This is a genomic window from Citrobacter sp. R56 (genome assembly GCF_016811995.1).
GTDB classification, from domain to species: Bacteria; Pseudomonadota; Gammaproteobacteria; order Enterobacterales; family Enterobacteriaceae; genus Citrobacter_D; species Citrobacter_D enshiensis.
The window spans coordinates 3685699-3701590 of sequence record NZ_CP069159.1 but is presented as its reverse complement, the minus strand read 5'-3'; the positions used below and the strand labels follow the sequence as shown (position 1 = coordinate 3701590).

The window sequence follows — 15892 nt, the reverse complement described above, 5'->3', positions numbered from 1 at the left end:
TCCATATAAATAAACACACTACACTTTATCGTTTGGATTGAGGGCCTCTGTCAACCGTTGATGCACTTCCTGCTGCAGCTCATTATTAAGCGCACGCCGGTCGGCTGTGGCGATTATGAATAAATCTTCTACTCGCTCACCAATGGTTGTAATTCGGGCGCCATGAAGCGAAATTCCCAGATCGGCAAAAATTTGCCCGACCCGCGCCAACAGGCCAGGCTGATCGAGTGCTATCAATTCCAGGAACGATTTCCGGTCGGTATGGGTCGGCAGGAAATTCACTTCGGTCTCGACGGTGAAATGGCGGAGCTTGGCCGGTTGTCGACGCGGTTGCGGCGGTTGCCAACTGCGCTGTGTGATTGCCTGCTCCAGCCCAAAACGGATGGCTTCGTGGCGATCCGACGAAAGAGGGCTGCCATCGGGTTCCAGAACGATAAACGTATCCATCGCCATGCCGTCGCGAGTGGTGAAAATCTGCGCGTCGTGAACGCTCAGGTTACGCCTGTCCAGCTCGGCGCAGACGGCGGCAAACAGATACGGTCTGTCCGGACTCCAGATAAAAATTTCGGTTCCGCCGCGCGTGGCCTGCGGGCTGAGAAGAATTAATGGATCACTGAGGTCATGCTGCAACAGATGTCGTGCGTGCCAGGCCAGCTGATTTGGGCTATGGCGGACAAAATAGTTGGCGCGACAGCGTGACCAGATGTGATGTAGCGCCTCTTCGTCAATATTATCCATACGCAGCAGCGCCAGGGCTTGCAACTGGTGATGACGCACACGCTCGCGCATATCTGGCGTATTCTGCATTCCCCGGCGGAGCTGTTTCTCGGTGGCGAAATAGAGTTCACGCAACAGGCTCTGCTTCCAGCTATTCCACAGCGTTTCATTGGTGGCGCAAATGTCGGCTACCGTCAGACAGGCCAGGAAACGCAGACGGTGTTCTGTTTGCATCTCTTCGGCGAATTGCTTGATCACTTCCGGATCCTGAATATCCCGCCGCTGCGCCGTGACAGACATCAGCAGGTGATGACGCACCAGCCAGGCAACCAGCTGCGTTTCGCGTGAGTTCAGACCGTGCAGCTCGGCGAATTTAAGCACGTCCTGCGCGCCCAGAACCGAGTGGTCGCCGCCGCGTCCTTTGGCGATATCATGAAACAGCGCGGCGATAAAAATCAGCTCGGGTTGTCGCAGGCGAGGCCAGAGATCCACGCATAGCGGGTGAGCCTGACGCGTCTCTTCTTTGGCGAAGCTCTCCAGCTTCAGCATGACCCGAATGGTGTGCTCATCCACGGTATAGGCGTGGAACAGGTCAAACTGCATTTGACCGACGATGTGCGACCATTGCGGCATATAGGCCCACAGTACGCTGTGACGGTGCATCGGCAACAGACCACGACTGACGGCGCCGGGATGGCGCAGCATACTCAGAAACAGCGATCGTGCTTCCGGGATGTAGCACAGCGGCTGATTAAGATGGCGACGCGCGTGGCGAAGATGACGCAGCGTGGTGGAATAGATGCCCGTGATCGCGCTGTTGCGTACCATGGTGTAGAACATCCGCAGGATCGCTTCCGGTTCACGGATAAACAGATCCTCACTGCGCAGATCGATCAGCGTACCGCGTAACTGAAAATCGTCATCAATGGGGCGCGGTTTTTCGTCAGCGGACAGCGCGAGGATCGCTTCGTCAAACAGTTGCAGCAGCATCTGATTAAGTTCAGTGACGCGGCGGGTGACCCGGAAATAATCCTTCATCATCTGCTCGACCGGTTCGTTGCCTTCGCCGCTATAGTTGAGGCGCTGGGCAACGTTTAACTGGCGGTCAAACAGTAGACGGTTATCGTAACGGCTGACCACCAGGTGGAGTGCAAAGCGAATGCGCCACAGAATATGCAGGCACTCGTTCAGCTCGGCACGTTCCGCCTGCGTTAAAAAGCCGAAACCGACCATCTCGTCTAACGATGTCGCGCCAAAATGGCGACGCGCCACCCACTGCAGAGTATGAATATCGCGAAGACCGCCAGGACTGCTTTTGATGTCAGGTTCCAGATTGTAACTGGTACCGTGATAGCGGTGATGGCGCAGGTGTTGCTCTTCAACTTTCGCGGCGAAAAATTTTTCAGACGGCCAGAACCCTTCGCTGAAGATGTGTTTCTGCAATTCAAGAAATAACGCGACATCGCCAATGAGCAGACGTGTTTCAATCAGGTTGGTGGCGACGGTGAGATCCGACAATCCCTCCAGCAGACACTCTTCCAGAGTCCGCACGCTGTGCCCTACCTCCAGCTTGACGTCCCACAACAGGGTCAGCAATTCACCAATTTTTTGCGCCTGCGCGTCGGGCAACTTTTTACGGCTTAAGATTAGCAGGTCGATGTCGGAAAGCGGATGAAGTTCGCCGCGACCGTAGCCGCCAACCGCCACCAGCGCGACATCGCTAATTTGCCCAAAGCCGTAATCGATCCACAGTCGCTGCAGGAGCTGGTCAATAAATTCGGTACGGGCTTCAATGAGCATTTCGGCGGAAACGCCTTCGTCAAAGGCCTCACCCAGCCAACGCTGAAAGACATCAAGGTGGGCTTTTATGTCCGCGCAGGTGAGTTCATGTTGCGGCCAGACGCCCGGGTTTTGCGGTTGGCCAGGTAGGGTGGGGAGGGCCGTGTTCGCATGCTGTTCTGGAAGAGTTTTCATCGTATGCCACCCATTAAAAAGCCGGATGACGGCGCGAGCGCCTTATCCGGCCTACGGGATAGTGCAATTTGTAGGCCTGATAAGATGCGGGAGCATCGCCATCAGGCAAAAAATTATTCGTCGTGCGTGATTACCACCGGGATGGTGTCATCCTTGCGTAATGTCAGAATTTCACAGCCATTCTCTGTCACCACAATAGTATGCTCATACTGTGCGGACAAGCTGCGATCTTTCGTTTTTACCGTCCAGCCATCTTTCATGGTACGGATACGGTAATCACCGGCGTTCAGCATCGGTTCAATGGTGAATGTCATCCCGGTTTGCAGCACAACGCCACCGTCATCAGCATCGTAGTGCAGAACCTGCGGTTCTTCATGGAAGCCGCGACCAATGCCGTGACCGCAGTATTCACGCACCACGGAGAAACCTTCGCCTTCCGCATATTTCTGAATGGCGGCACCCAGCGTACGCAGACGGATGCCCGGTTTTACCATCCGCAGTGCCAGATACAGGCTTTCCTGCGTCACACGGCACAGACGTTCGCCCAGAATGGTAGGTTTGCCGACGATAAACATTTTTGAGGTATCGCCGTGGTATTCGTCTTTAATGACGGTCACGTCGATGTTGACGATATCGCCATCTTTCAGATGCTTGGCATCATCCGGAATACCGTGACACACCACTTCATTAATAGAGATGCAGACGGATTTCGGGTAGCCGTGATAGCCCAGACATGCGGATATAGCATGCTGTTCATTAACGATATAGTCGTTACAGATACGATCCAGTTCACCGGTGCTGACGCCCGGTTTGATATACGGTTCGATCATTTCCAGCACTTCGGCAGCCATACGGCCAGCGACGCGCATTTTTTCGATTTCTTCAGGGGTCTTGATTGAGATAGCCATGAATTCTGTCCATCAGTGTCGATTATTTCGACAATAATTGTGTAAGTGCTGTCAATGGTATCAGTCAGGGGTACACGCTGCCAAATTGAGAATCATTAACAGCACAGACTGCCAACAATTATTGGTGTCTGCGGCGTATTTGTGGTATAAAGCGCGCCGGACTTCCGTTCTCTCTCAGATACACAAGATAGACGGAAGCGACAAATCTCACTTTGTGTAACAACACACACGTATCGGCACATATTCCGGGGTGCCCTTTGGGGTCGGTAATATGGGATACGTGGAGGCATAACCCCAACTTTATATATAGAGGTTTTAATCATGGCAACTGTTTCCATGCGCGACATGCTCAAGGCTGGTGTTCACTTTGGTCACCAGACCCGTTACTGGAACCCGAAAATGAAGCCGTTCATCTTCGGTGCGCGTAACAAAGTTCACATCATCAACCTTGAGAAAACTGTACCGATGTTCAACGAAGCTCTGGCTGAACTGAACAAGATCTCTTCTCGCAAAGGCAAAATCCTTTTCGTTGGTACTAAACGCGCTGCAAGCGAAGCGGTGAAAGACGCTGCTAACAGCTGCGACCAGTTCTTCGTGAACCATCGCTGGCTGGGCGGTATGCTGACTAACTGGAAAACCGTTCGTCAGTCCATCAAACGTCTGAAAGACCTGGAAACTCAGTCTCAGGACGGTACTTTCGAAAAGCTGACCAAGAAAGAAGCGCTGATGCGCACTCGTGAGCTTGAGAAACTGGAAAACAGCCTGGGCGGTATCAAAGACATGGGCGGTCTGCCGGACGCTCTGTTCGTTATCGATGCTGACCACGAGCACATTGCTATCAAAGAAGCAAACAACCTGGGTATTCCGGTATTTGCTATCGTTGATACCAACTCTGATCCGGACGGTGTTGATTTCGTTATCCCGGGTAACGACGACGCAATCCGTGCTGTTAGCCTGTACCTGGGCGCTGTAGCTACAACCGTTCGTGAAGGCCGTTCTCAGGATCTGGCTTCCCAGGCGGAAGAAAGCTTCGTAGAAGCTGAATAATAAGGCACGCTCGTTAGAGCCCTTATAGACCAGGTAGTATCACGTTTGGTTAGGGGGCCTGTATATGGCCCCCTTTTTCACTTTTAAATCTGTGCGGTTTATGGCCGGGCAGATCAAATCTTCCGAGGATTTTAGAATGGCTGAAATTACCGCATCCCTGGTAAAAGAGCTGCGTGAGCGTACCGGCGCAGGCATGATGGATTGCAAAAAAGCACTGACTGAAGCTAATGGCGACATCGAGCTGGCAATCGAAAACATGCGTAAATCCGGCGCGATCAAAGCGGCGAAAAAAGCAGGCAACGTTGCTGCTGACGGCGTAATCAAAACCAAAATCGACGGCAACATCGCTTTCATTCTGGAAGTTAACTGCCAGACTGACTTCGTTGCTAAAGATGCTGGTTTCCAGGCATTTGCTGACAAAGTACTGGACGCTGCCGTTGCTGGCAAAATCACTGACGTTGAAGTTCTGAAAGCACAGTTCGAAGAAGAACGTGTTGCTCTGGTTGCTAAAATCGGTGAGAACATCAACATCCGTCGCGTTGCTTCCCTGGAAGGCGAAATTCTGGGTAACTACCAGCACGGTGCGCGTATCGGTGTTCTGGTTGCTGCAACTGGCGCTGACGAAGAACTGGTTAAACAGCTGGCAATGCACGTTGCTGCAAGCAAACCAGAATTCGTTAAGCCGGAAGACGTGTCTGCTGAAGTGGTAGAGAAAGAATACCAGGTTCAGCTGGACATCGCGATGCAGTCCGGTAAGCCGAAAGAAATCGCAGAGAAAATGGTTGAAGGCCGCATGAAGAAATTCACCGGCGAAGTTTCTCTGACTGGCCAGCCGTTCGTTATGGAGCCGAGCAAATCTGTTGCTCAGCTGCTGAAAGAGCACAACGCTGACGTTACTGGCTTCATCCGCTTTGAAGTGGGCGAAGGCATCGAGAAAGTTGAGACTGACTTTGCAGCAGAAGTTGCTGCGATGTCCAAGCAGTCTTAATTTTATAAGGAGCCGCCTGAGGGCGGCTTCTTTTTGTGTCCGTCAGGCAAAATTCAGACAGACGCCAGGCGTTTCTGTGCTGATATGCGACATATCATATGTCGCCAGAATTAACCCCCATCTTAATCGTTGACAGTCTCAGGAAAGAAACATGGCTACCAATGCAAAACCCGTCTATAAACGCATTCTGCTTAAGTTGAGCGGCGAAGCTCTGCAGGGTACGGAAGGCTTCGGTATCGACGCAAGCATACTGGATCGTATGGCTCAGGAAATCAAAGAGCTGGTTGAACTGGGTATTCAGGTTGGTGTGGTAATTGGTGGCGGTAACTTGTTCCGTGGTGCTGGTCTGGCGAAAGCGGGTATGAACCGCGTTGTGGGCGACCACATGGGCATGCTGGCCACCGTAATGAACGGTCTGGCAATGCGCGATGCGCTTCACCGCGCCTATGTGAACGCCCGCCTGATGTCTGCTATTCCCCTGAACGGCGTATGCGACAATTACAGCTGGGCAGAAGCAATCAGCCTGCTGCGTAATAACCGTGTGGTTATTTTGTCCGCTGGTACGGGTAATCCGTTCTTCACTACCGATTCCGCAGCGTGCCTGCGTGGTATTGAAATTGAAGCGGACGTTGTACTGAAAGCCACCAAAGTAGATGGTGTATTTACTGCCGATCCTGCGAAAGATCCAACCGCGACCATGTACGAGCAATTGACCTACAATGAAGTGCTGGATAAAGAGCTGAAAGTGATGGATCTGGCTGCGTTCACGCTGGCTCGTGACCACAAATTGCCGATTCGTGTATTCAACATGAACAAGCCTGGTGCGCTGCGTCGTGTTGTGATGGGCGAAAAAGAAGGGACTTTAATCACGGAATAATTCCCGTGATGTCCAAATACAGGTAATATTCCGCTTTACTGTCGCGGGAGAGGCTCTTACCCGTATATGAATTAATCAGGGCTATACTTAGCACACTGCCACTGTGTGCGACTGTCTGGTCTGACTGAGACAAGTTTTCAAGGATTCGTAACGTGATTAGCGAAATCAGAAAAGATGCTGAAGTACGCATGGACAAATGCGTCGAAGCGTTCAAAAACCAAATCAGCAAAATACGCACGGGTCGTGCTTCTCCCAGCCTGCTGGATGGCATTGTCGTAGAATATTACGGCACGCCGACGCCGTTGCGTCAGCTGGCAAGCGTAACGGTAGAAGATTCCCGTACTCTGAAAATCAACGTGTTTGACCGTTCTTTGGGGCCTGCTGTTGAGAAAGCGATTATGGCTTCTGACCTCGGCCTGAACCCAAGCTCTGCAGGTAGCGATATTCGTGTTCCGCTGCCTCCGCTGACGGAAGAACGTCGTAAAGATCTGACGAAAATCGTTCGTGGTGAAGCTGAACAAGCACGTGTTGCCGTACGTAACGTACGTCGCGATGCGAACGACAAAGTGAAAGCTCTGCTGAAAGAGAAAGAGATCAGCGAAGATGACGATCGTCGTTCTCAGGAAGACGTGCAGAAAATGACCGACGCAGCCATCAAGAAAGTTGATGCGGCGCTGGCAGAAAAAGAAACAGAACTGATGCAGTTCTGATTTCCCTGTACGACTAAAACGCCGCACAGAAAACCTGTAAGGGTTGGCTGGCGGCGTTTTGCTTTTTATCGTATCTCAATTCTTCTGGACGTCTTATGAAGCATTTAACCATTCTGGGCTCAACCGGCTCTATTGGTTGCAGCACACTGGATGTGGTGCGCCATAACCCAGACAATTTCCGTATTGTTGCACTTGTGGCGGGTAAAAATGTTACCCGTATGGTCGAGCAGTGCCTGGAATTCACCCCGCGTTACGCAGTGATGGACGATGAGAATAGCGCCCGTCAGGTGAAAGCTGCGCTTTTGCAGCATGGCAGCCGTACTGAGGTACTGAGCGGGCAACAATCGGCCTGTGATATGGCGGCGCTTGATGACGTTGATCAGGTGATGGCGGCGATTGTTGGCGCTGCCGGTCTGTTGCCGACGCTGGCGGCTATCCATGCGGGGAAAACCATCCTGCTGGCGAATAAAGAGTCGCTGGTGACCTGCGGGCGGCTGTTCATGGATGCGGTGAAACACAGTAAAGCCCAGCTTTTACCGGTAGATAGCGAACATAACGCGATTTTTCAGAGTTTACCGCAACCTATTCAGCACAACCTGGGATACGCTGACCTGGAGCAAAATGGCGTAATGTCGATTTTGCTTACCGGGTCTGGTGGCCCGTTCCGTGAAACGCCATTGCACGATCTGACGGCGATGACGCCCGATCAGGCATGCCGTCATCCGAACTGGTCGATGGGGAGAAAAATCTCTGTCGATTCGGCCACTATGATGAATAAAGGTCTGGAATACATTGAAGCGCGTTGGTTGTTCAATGCCAGCGCAAGTCAGATGGAAGTGCTGATTCATCCGCAGTCTGTGATCCATTCCATGGTGCGTTATCAGGACGGTAGTGTGCTGGCGCAATTGGGGGAACCGGACATGCGCACGCCAATTGCCCATACGATGGCATGGCCGAATCGTGTTTCCTCTGGCGTGAAGCCGCTTGATTTTTGCTCGCTCAGCGCGTTGACGTTTTCCGCGCCGGATTATCAGCGCTATCCGTGCCTGAAACTGGCCATGGACGCCTTCGAGCAGGGGCAAGCTGCCACAACCGCGCTTAATGCGGCAAATGAAGTCACTGTTGCCGCATTTCTTGCACAGCAGATTCGTTTTACCGATATTGCCAGTCTGAATTTATCGGTGCTGGATAACATGGATCTGCAGGAGCCACAAAGCGTAGACGACGTACTGAGGGTCGATGCTGTCGCACGGGAAGTCGCCAGAAAGCAAGTGACGCGACTCTCCGTATGACGATAATCCATCTACAGTAGATCGTGCTATTTGTTAGCGTTGTGCTTCAGTGATATAGTCTGCGCCACCTGATCGTAGGTATTTGGCTTTTTTCGGTCAGGTAAGCCGTGGTTTGACACGGCTTTTTTTTGTAAAGGCTTCAGTATTCCTGAGTACCGTTAAATCCTTTCAGGGACTAAAAACGCGTTATGTTGTCTGCAACTCAACCATTAAGCGAAAATTTGCCAGCACATGGCTGTCGTCATGTTGCGATCATTATGGATGGCAATGGTCGCTGGGCGAAGAAACAAGGGAAGATTCGAGCCTTTGGGCACAAGGCCGGGGCAAAATCTGTCCGCCGTGCTGTGTCTTTCGCTGCCAATAACGGTATTGACGCGTTAACGCTGTATGCCTTTAGTAGTGAGAACTGGAACCGACCAGCGCAGGAAGTCAGTGCGTTAATGGAGCTGTTTGTGTGGGCGCTTGATAGTGAAGTAAAAAGCCTGCATCGCCATAACGTTCGTCTGCGCATTATTGGAGATACCAGTCGATTTAACTCGCGTTTGCAGGAACGTATTCGCAAATCTGAAGCGCTAACGGCCCAGAATACCGGGCTGACGCTGAATATTGCCGCGAACTACGGCGGACGTTGGGATATTGTCCAGGGAGTCAGGCAACTGGCAGAACAGGTGCAGGAAGGTCTGCTGCGCCCTGATCAGATCGATGAAGAAATGCTAAGTCAGCAAATCTGCATGCATGAGCTGGCTCCTGTGGATTTAGTAATTAGGACTGGGGGAGAGCATCGCATCAGTAATTTTTTGCTGTGGCAAATTGCCTACGCCGAACTTTACTTTACTGATGTTCTTTGGCCCGATTTCGATGAACAAGACTTTGAAGGTGCGCTGCATGCCTTTGCTAATCGAGAGCGTCGTTTCGGCGGCACCGAGCCCGGTGATGACAAAGCCTGATGGGGGTCGCTTTTGCTGAAGTATCGCCTGATTTCTGCTTTTGTTTTAATACCTGTTGTCATCGCGGCGCTTTTTCTGCTGCCGCCGGTGGGGTTCGCCATTGTTACGCTGGTCGTTTGTATGCTGGCCGCCTGGGAATGGGGACAGTTAAGCGGTTTTGCCACTCGTACACAACGGGTCTGGCTGGCGGTGCTGTGCGGGTTATTGCTGGCACTGATGCTATTTTTATTACCCGAATATCATCACAATATTCGCCAACCGCTTGTTGAAGCCTCGCTTTGGCTGTCGCTAGGCTGGTGGGTTGTGGCGTTATTGCTGGTGTTGTTTTATCCGGGCTCAGCCGCAATGTGGCGTAATTCGAAGACATTACGCGTTATTTTCGGCGTATTGACCATCGTTCCCTTCTTTTGGGGAATGCTGGCGCTTCGCGCCTGGCACTATGATGAGAATCATTACAGTGGCGCCGTGTGGCTGCTCTATGTCATGATCCTCGTCTGGGGAGCTGACTCCGGGGCGTATATGTTTGGCAAACTGTTTGGCAAACATAAGCTGGCGCCAAAAGTTTCTCCCGGTAAAACATGGCAAGGTTTCATTGGTGGTCTGGTGACCGCTGCGGTGATCTCATGGGGTTACAGTATGTGGGCTAACCTTGATGTCGCGCCTTCAACCTTGTTCATATGCTCTATTGTTGCTGCGTTGGCCTCTGTGCTGGGTGACTTAACGGAGAGTATGTTTAAGCGTGAAGCGGGAATTAAGGATAGCGGTCATTTGATCCCTGGACATGGTGGTATTCTGGATCGTATTGATAGCCTGACGGCTGCAGTACCGGTCTTTGCGTGCCTGCTGTTGCTGGTATTCAGGACGCTTTAACGGAAGGTATTATGCTGAGTATTCTCTGGAATCTGGCTGCATTCATCATCGCACTGGGTGTGCTTATCACCGTGCATGAATTTGGTCATTTCTGGGTTGCCCGGCGCTGCGGCGTTCGTGTCGAGCGCTTTTCCATTGGTTTTGGTAAAGCGCTTTGGCGACGCACCGATCGTTTTGGCACTGAGTATGTCATCGCTCTTATCCCCCTCGGCGGTTACGTCAAAATGTTGGATGAGCGCGCAGAGCCGGTGATACCGGAACTGCGCCACCATGCATTCAACAACAAAACCGTTGGACAGCGGGCGGCGATTATCGCCGCTGGTCCGATTGCAAACTTCCTTTTCGCTATATTTGCCTACTGGCTGGTCTTTATCATCGGTGTCCCTGGTGTGCGTCCGGTCGTTGGCGAAATAACGCCCAACTCCATTGCTGCCCAGGCGCAAATTCGTCCAGGAACGGAACTTAAAGCCGTTGATGGTATCGAAACCCCTGATTGGGATGCCGTCCGTTTACAATTGGTGTCGAAAATCGGCGATGAGCATACGACTATCAGCGTGGCGCCGTTTGGTAGCAACCAACGACAGGACAAAACGCTGGATTTGCGTCAGTGGGCATTTGAGCCAGACAAAGAAGATCCTGTATCGTCTTTAGGGATTCGACCACGCGGTCCACAGATTGAACCCGTGTTGTCAGAAGTGCAAACGAACTCCGCAGCAAGTAAGGCGGGTTTGCAAGCTGGCGACAGGATCGTTAAAGTCGATGGTCAATCGCTAACGCAATGGATGATGTTCGTGACGCTGGTGCGCGATAATCCGGGTAAGCCGTTAGCACTCGAAATCGAAAGACAGGGGAGTTCCTTGTCTTTGACGTTAATTCCGGATACAAAATCGGTTAACGGTAAAGCAGAAGGTTTTGCGGGCGTGGTGCCTAAAATTATTCCTCTGCCAGATGAGTACAAGACAGTACGCCAGTATGGGCCATTCAGCGCCATCCTCGAGGCCACGGACAAAACGTGGCAGTTGATGAAGCTGACGGTCAGTATGCTGGGAAAATTGATTACCGGTGATGTGAAACTGAACAACCTCAGTGGGCCGATTTCTATCGCCCAGGGGGCTGGGATGTCAGCGGAGTTTGGGGGCATTTATTACCTGATGTTTCTTGCGCTTATCAGCGTGAACTTAGGGATAATCAACCTGTTTCCGTTGCCCGTTCTTGACGGGGGGCATCTGCTGTTCCTGGCGATTGAAAAGCTGAAGGGCGGTCCGGTATCCGAGCGGGTTCAAGACTTTAGTTATCGCATTGGCTCGATTTTGCTGGTGTTGTTAATGGGGCTTGCACTTTTCAATGATTTCTCTCGGTTGTAAGAGAGTGTTAGGAAGAACGCATAATAACGATGGCGATGAAAAAGTTGCTCATAGCGTCGCTGCTGTTTAGCAGCGCCACCGTATACGGTGCTGAAGGGTTCGTAGTGAAGGACATTCATTTCGAAGGCCTGCAGCGAGTCGCTGTTGGTGCGGCCCTTCTCAGTATGCCGGTGCGCACAGGCGACACGGTTAATGATGAAGATATCAGTAATACCATTCGCGCTCTGTTTGCCACTGGTAACTTTGAGGATGTCCGTGTCCTGCGCGACGGTGATACCCTTCTGGTTCAGGTAAAAGAACGTCCGACGATTGCCAGCATTACTTTCTCCGGTAACAAATCGGTGAAAGAAGAAATGCTTAAGCAAAACCTCGAGGCGTCTGGCGTGCGTGTTGGCGAATCTCTGGATCGCACCACTCTGGCTGATATCGAAAAAGGACTGGAAGACTTCTACTATAGCGTCGGTAAATACAGTGCCAGCGTGAAAGCGGTTGTCACACCGTTGCCGCGTAACCGTGTTGACCTCAAACTGGTGTTCCAGGAAGGCGTATCGGCGAAGATCCAACAGATCAATATCGTCGGTAACCATGCCTTCAGCACTGACGAACTCATTTCTCACTTCCAGCTGCGGGATGAAGTACCGTGGTGGAACGTCGTGGGCGACCGTAAGTACCAGAAACAGAAACTGGCGGGCGACCTCGAAACGCTGCGCAGTTACTATCTGGATCGCGGTTACGCGCGTTTCAATATCGACTCTACGCAGGTAAGTCTGACACCGGACAAGAAAGGGATCTACATCACTGTTAACATCACCGAAGGCGAGCAGTACAAGCTTTCGGGCGTTGAGGTGAGCGGTAACCTGGCGGGTCATTCAGCTGAAATTGAGAGCCTGACGAAGATAGAGCCAGGCGAACTCTATAACGGCACCAAAGTGACCAAAATGGAAGATGATATCAAGAAGCTTCTGGGTCGCTATGGTTATGCATATCCGCGTGTACAGTCGCAGCCTGAAATCAACGATGCTGACAAAACCGTAAAATTACGTGTGAACGTGGATGCGGGTAACCGTTTCTATGTGCGTAAGATCCGTTTTGAAGGTAACGATACCTCCAAAGATTCCGTTTTACGCCGTGAAATGCGTCAGATGGAAGGGGCATGGTTAGGCAGCGACCTGGTCGATCAGGGTAAAGAGCGTCTGAACCGTCTGGGTTACTTTGAAACCGTCGACACCGATACACAGCGTGTTCCAGGCGTCCCGGATCAGGTTGATGTGGTGTACAAGGTCAAAGAACGTAACACCGGTAGCTTCAACTTCGGTATTGGTTACGGTACGGAAAGCGGCGTCAGCTTCCAGGCGGGCGTTCAGCAGGACAACTGGTTGGGTACGGGTTATTCCGTTGGGATCAACGGTACCAAAAACGACTATCAAACCTATACTGAGTTGTCTATAACGAACCCGTACTTTACCGTTGATGGCGTTAGCCTCGGTGGTCGTGTCTTCTATAACGACTTTGAAGCTGATGATGCTGACCTGTCCGACTATACCAACAAAAGTTATGGTACGGACGTCACGCTGGGCTTCCCAATCAACGAATACAACACGCTGCGTGCCGGTTTAGGTTATGTGCATAACAAACTGTCTAACATGCAGCCGCAGGTAGCGATGTGGCGTTATCTTGATTCGATGGGGGAAAATCCAGACCCGACGAATGATAACAACAGTTTTGCTGCAGATGACTTCACCTTCAACTATGGTTGGACGTACAACAAACTTGACCGCGGATATTTCCCGACGGAAGGGACGCGTATCAACCTGAACGGTAAAGTGACCATTCCGGGCTCAGACAACGAATACTACAAAGCGACATTGGATACGGCGACCTATGTGCCGATTGATGATGATCACAAATGGGTGGTTCTGGGTCGTACCCGTTGGGGATATGGTGATGGCTTAGGCGGCAAAGAAATGCCGTTCTATGAGAACTTCTATGCGGGTGGTTCAAGCACCGTGCGTGGTTTCCAGTCCAATACCATTGGTCCGAAGGCTCTGTATTTACCTGCGAACAGTCGTCATGACGGTGACGATGATTTCGAAAACGAGTGCGCAAGCACTAACACAGCGCCGTGCGAATCTGATGATGCAGTGGGCGGTAACGCGATGGCTGTCGCCAGCCTGGAGTTCATTACCCCAACGCCGTTCATTAGCGAAAAATACGCCAACTCGGTCCGTACCTCGTTCTTCTGGGATATGGGTACCGTGTGGGATACTAACTGGGATTCCAGCAAGTATGCCGGTTATCCGGACTACAGCGATCCAAGCAATATCCGTATGTCTGCAGGTATCGCATTACAATGGATGTCCCCATTGGGGCCGTTGGTCTTCTCCTATGCCCAGCCGTTTAAGGATTACGATGGAGACAAAAAAGAGCAGTTCCAGTTTAACATTGGTAAAACTTGGTAACTGTTCTTCGCAAAGGAATGTAAGTGTTGTGTAGCGATGACTTTTGGCGATCCCATTAAGGGTCGCCTGGCCACGCAAAGAGCTGCACCTTCGGGTGCAAATGGGATGGTAAGGAGTTTATTGTGAAAAAGTGGTTATTAGCTGCAGGTCTCGGTTTAGCGATGGTTACGTCCGCACAGGCTGCTGACAAAATTGCAATCGTCAACATGGGTAGTCTGTTCCAGCAGGTTGCGCAGAAGACGGGTGTTTCCAGCACGCTGGAAAATGAGTTCAAAGGCCGTGCCAGCGAACTGCAGCGTATGGAATCCGATCTGCAATCTAAAATGCAACGTCTGCAGTCTATGAAGGCTGGCAGCGATCGTACTAAGCTGGAAAAAGAAGTAATGGCTCAACGCCAGACTTTTGCTCAGAAAGCACAGTCTTTTGAGCAGGATCGTGCGCGCCGTTCCAACGAAGAACGTGGCAAACTGGTTACTCGTATCCAGACTGCTGTGAAATCCGTCGCTAACAGCCAGGATATCGATCTGGTCGTTGATGCTAACACCGTTGCTTACAACAGCAGCGAAGTGAAAGATATCACCGCTGACGTACTGAAACAGGTTAAATAAGTAATGCCTTCAATTCGACTGGCTGATTTAGCAGAGCAGTTGGATGCAGAATTACACGGTGATGGCGATATCGTCATCACCGGCGTTGCGTCCATGCAATCTGCGCAAACAGGTAATATCACGTTCATGGTAAATCCTAAGTACCGTGAACATCTGGCCTTATGTCAGGCTTCTGCCGTCGTGATGACGCAGGATGATCTTCCTTTTGCTAAGAGTGCCGCCCTGGTAGTGAAGAATCCCTACCTGACGTATGCGCGAATGGCACAAATTTTAGATACCACGCCACAGCCAGCGCAAAACATTGCACCCAGTGCAGTGATTGATGCAACGGCGACGCTGGGTAGCAATGTCTCCGTAGGTGCAAATGCGGTGATCGAATCTGGCGTAACGCTCGGCGATAACGTGGTTATCGGTCCGGGTTGCTTCGTTGGAAAGAATACAAAAATCGGCGCAGGTTCACGCTTGTGGGCAAATGTGACGATTTACCACGACATTCATATTGGTGAAAATTGTCTGATCCAATCCAGCACGGTTGTGGGTGCAGACGGTTTTGGCTACGCCAACGATCGTGGTAATTGGGTGAAGATCCCGCAACTTGGTCGCGTTATTATCGGTGATCGCGTGGAGATCGGCGCGTGTACAACTATCGATCGTGGTGCGCTTGACGATACCATTATCGGTAATGGTGTGATCATTGATAATCAGTGTCAGATTGCACATAACGTCGTGATTGGCGACAATACGGCGGTTGCCGGTGGCGTCATTATGGCGGGCAGCCTGAAGATTGGCCGTTACTGCATGATTGGCGGCGCCAGTGTGATCAACGGGCATATGGAAATATGCGACAAAGTCACGGTGACTGGCATGGGTATGGTGATGCGTCCCATCACTGAACCTGGCGTCTATTCCTCAGGCATTCCGTTGCAACCTAATAAAGTATGGCGTAAAACCGCTGCGCTGGTGATGAACATTGATGATATGAGCAAGCGTCTCAAAGCGATTGAGCGCAAGGTTAATCAGCAAGACTAACGCTTCACCTTTTGCGTGCCAAACTTTCCGGCCTGTCAGCATTCTTTCGATTGCGGCAGGCCGTGTTATTATTGCCTTTTAGTATATTTAGACAGGAAGAGT

At 51.4% G+C, this 15892-nt stretch carries 13 protein-coding genes; 11 read left to right on the top strand and 2 right to left on the bottom strand.

What is annotated here, in order from left to right:
• Positions 1-18: 18 nt before the first annotated feature.
• Together glnD and map are read right to left on the bottom strand one after the other, a co-directional pair.
• A complete protein-coding gene (gene glnD / locus JM656_RS17525) occupies positions 19-2691 on the bottom strand; it encodes a bifunctional uridylyltransferase/uridylyl-removing protein GlnD (protein WP_203358872.1) in 2673 nt (890 codons plus the stop codon).
• Between the two features lie 113 nt (positions 2692-2804).
• Positions 2805-3599 (bottom strand): type I methionyl aminopeptidase, encoded by a 795-nt coding sequence (map, locus tag JM656_RS17520; protein ID WP_203358871.1) that lies wholly within the window; start codon positions 3597-3599, stop codon positions 2805-2807.
• 321 nt (positions 3600-3920) lie between these two features.
• On the opposite strand from map, the gene rpsB reads away from it, so the two are divergent.
• The 11 genes from rpsB to lpxD all read left to right on the top strand — a co-directional run bounded on the left by rpsB (position 3921) and on the right by lpxD (position 15790).
• On the top strand, positions 3921-4646 hold the full coding sequence (rpsB, locus tag JM656_RS17515) for a 30S ribosomal protein S2 (RefSeq protein ID WP_203358870.1): 726 nt from the start codon (positions 3921-3923) through the stop codon (positions 4644-4646).
• A gap of 136 nt (positions 4647-4782) precedes the next feature.
• Positions 4783-5634, top strand: coding sequence for a translation elongation factor Ts (gene tsf / locus JM656_RS17510; RefSeq protein WP_203358869.1), 852 nt, complete (start codon positions 4783-4785; stop codon positions 5632-5634).
• Between the two features lie 151 nt (positions 5635-5785).
• A complete protein-coding gene (gene pyrH, locus JM656_RS17505) occupies positions 5786-6511 on the top strand; it encodes a UMP kinase (protein WP_046475796.1) in 726 nt (241 codons plus the stop codon).
• A gap of 152 nt (positions 6512-6663) precedes the next feature.
• Positions 6664-7221, top strand: a complete 558-nt coding sequence (gene frr / locus JM656_RS17500) for a ribosome recycling factor (RefSeq protein WP_203358868.1) — start codon at positions 6664-6666, stop codon at positions 7219-7221.
• Between the two features lie 95 nt (positions 7222-7316).
• Positions 7317-8513: a 1-deoxy-D-xylulose-5-phosphate reductoisomerase gene (gene ispC / locus JM656_RS17495; RefSeq protein ID WP_203358867.1), complete on the top strand. Its 1197-nt coding sequence runs from the start codon at positions 7317-7319 to the stop codon at positions 8511-8513.
• A 188-nt stretch (positions 8514-8701) separates the two neighbouring features.
• A complete protein-coding gene (gene ispU / locus JM656_RS17490) occupies positions 8702-9460 on the top strand; it encodes a (2E,6E)-farnesyl-diphosphate-specific ditrans,polycis-undecaprenyl-diphosphate synthase (RefSeq protein WP_162381150.1) in 759 nt (252 codons plus the stop codon).
• A 12-nt stretch (positions 9461-9472) separates the two neighbouring features.
• Positions 9473-10330 (top strand): phosphatidate cytidylyltransferase, encoded by an 858-nt coding sequence (cdsA, locus tag JM656_RS17485; RefSeq protein ID WP_192611145.1) that lies wholly within the window; start codon positions 9473-9475, stop codon positions 10328-10330.
• An 11-nt stretch (positions 10331-10341) separates the two neighbouring features.
• Entirely contained in the window at positions 10342-11694 is a 1353-nt protein-coding gene (gene rseP, locus JM656_RS17480; protein WP_203358866.1) for a sigma E protease regulator RseP, read from the top strand.
• A gap of 29 nt (positions 11695-11723) precedes the next feature.
• Positions 11724-14153, top strand: a complete 2430-nt coding sequence (bamA, locus tag JM656_RS17475) for an outer membrane protein assembly factor BamA (RefSeq protein WP_203358865.1) — start codon at positions 11724-11726, stop codon at positions 14151-14153.
• A gap of 122 nt (positions 14154-14275) precedes the next feature.
• The gene (gene skp / locus JM656_RS17470; protein WP_192611148.1) at positions 14276-14761 is read left to right on the top strand and encodes a molecular chaperone Skp; all 486 of its coding nucleotides are present in this window, start codon (positions 14276-14278) and stop codon (positions 14759-14761) included.
• 3 nt (positions 14762-14764) lie between these two features.
• Positions 14765-15790, top strand: coding sequence for a UDP-3-O-(3-hydroxymyristoyl)glucosamine N-acyltransferase (gene lpxD / locus JM656_RS17465; protein ID WP_203358864.1), 1026 nt, complete (start codon positions 14765-14767; stop codon positions 15788-15790).
• Positions 15791-15892: the final 102 nt, after the last annotated feature.

What these genes read in the sequence shown, in the direction of transcription:
- map (WP_203358871.1), bottom strand. Translation starts at nt 3,599, where the DNA reads ATGGCTATCTCAATCAAGACCCCTGAAGAAATCGAAAAAATGCGCGTC.
- rseP (WP_203358866.1), top strand. Translation starts at nt 10,342, where the DNA reads ATGCTGAGTATTCTCTGGAATCTGGCTGCATTCATCATCGCACTGGGT.
- glnD (WP_203358872.1), bottom strand. Translation starts at nt 2,691, where the DNA reads ATGAAAACTCTTCCAGAACAGCATGCGAACACGGCCCTCCCCACCCTA.
- ispU (WP_162381150.1), top strand. Translation starts at nt 8,702, where the DNA reads ATGTTGTCTGCAACTCAACCATTAAGCGAAAATTTGCCAGCACATGGC.
- rpsB (WP_203358870.1), top strand. Translation starts at nt 3,921, where the DNA reads ATGGCAACTGTTTCCATGCGCGACATGCTCAAGGCTGGTGTTCACTTT.
- tsf (WP_203358869.1), top strand. Translation starts at nt 4,783, where the DNA reads ATGGCTGAAATTACCGCATCCCTGGTAAAAGAGCTGCGTGAGCGTACC.
- lpxD (WP_203358864.1), top strand. Translation starts at nt 14,765, where the DNA reads ATGCCTTCAATTCGACTGGCTGATTTAGCAGAGCAGTTGGATGCAGAA.
- pyrH (WP_046475796.1), top strand. Translation starts at nt 5,786, where the DNA reads ATGGCTACCAATGCAAAACCCGTCTATAAACGCATTCTGCTTAAGTTG.
- ispC (WP_203358867.1), top strand. Translation starts at nt 7,317, where the DNA reads ATGAAGCATTTAACCATTCTGGGCTCAACCGGCTCTATTGGTTGCAGC.
- bamA (WP_203358865.1), top strand. Translation starts at nt 11,724, where the DNA reads ATGGCGATGAAAAAGTTGCTCATAGCGTCGCTGCTGTTTAGCAGCGCC.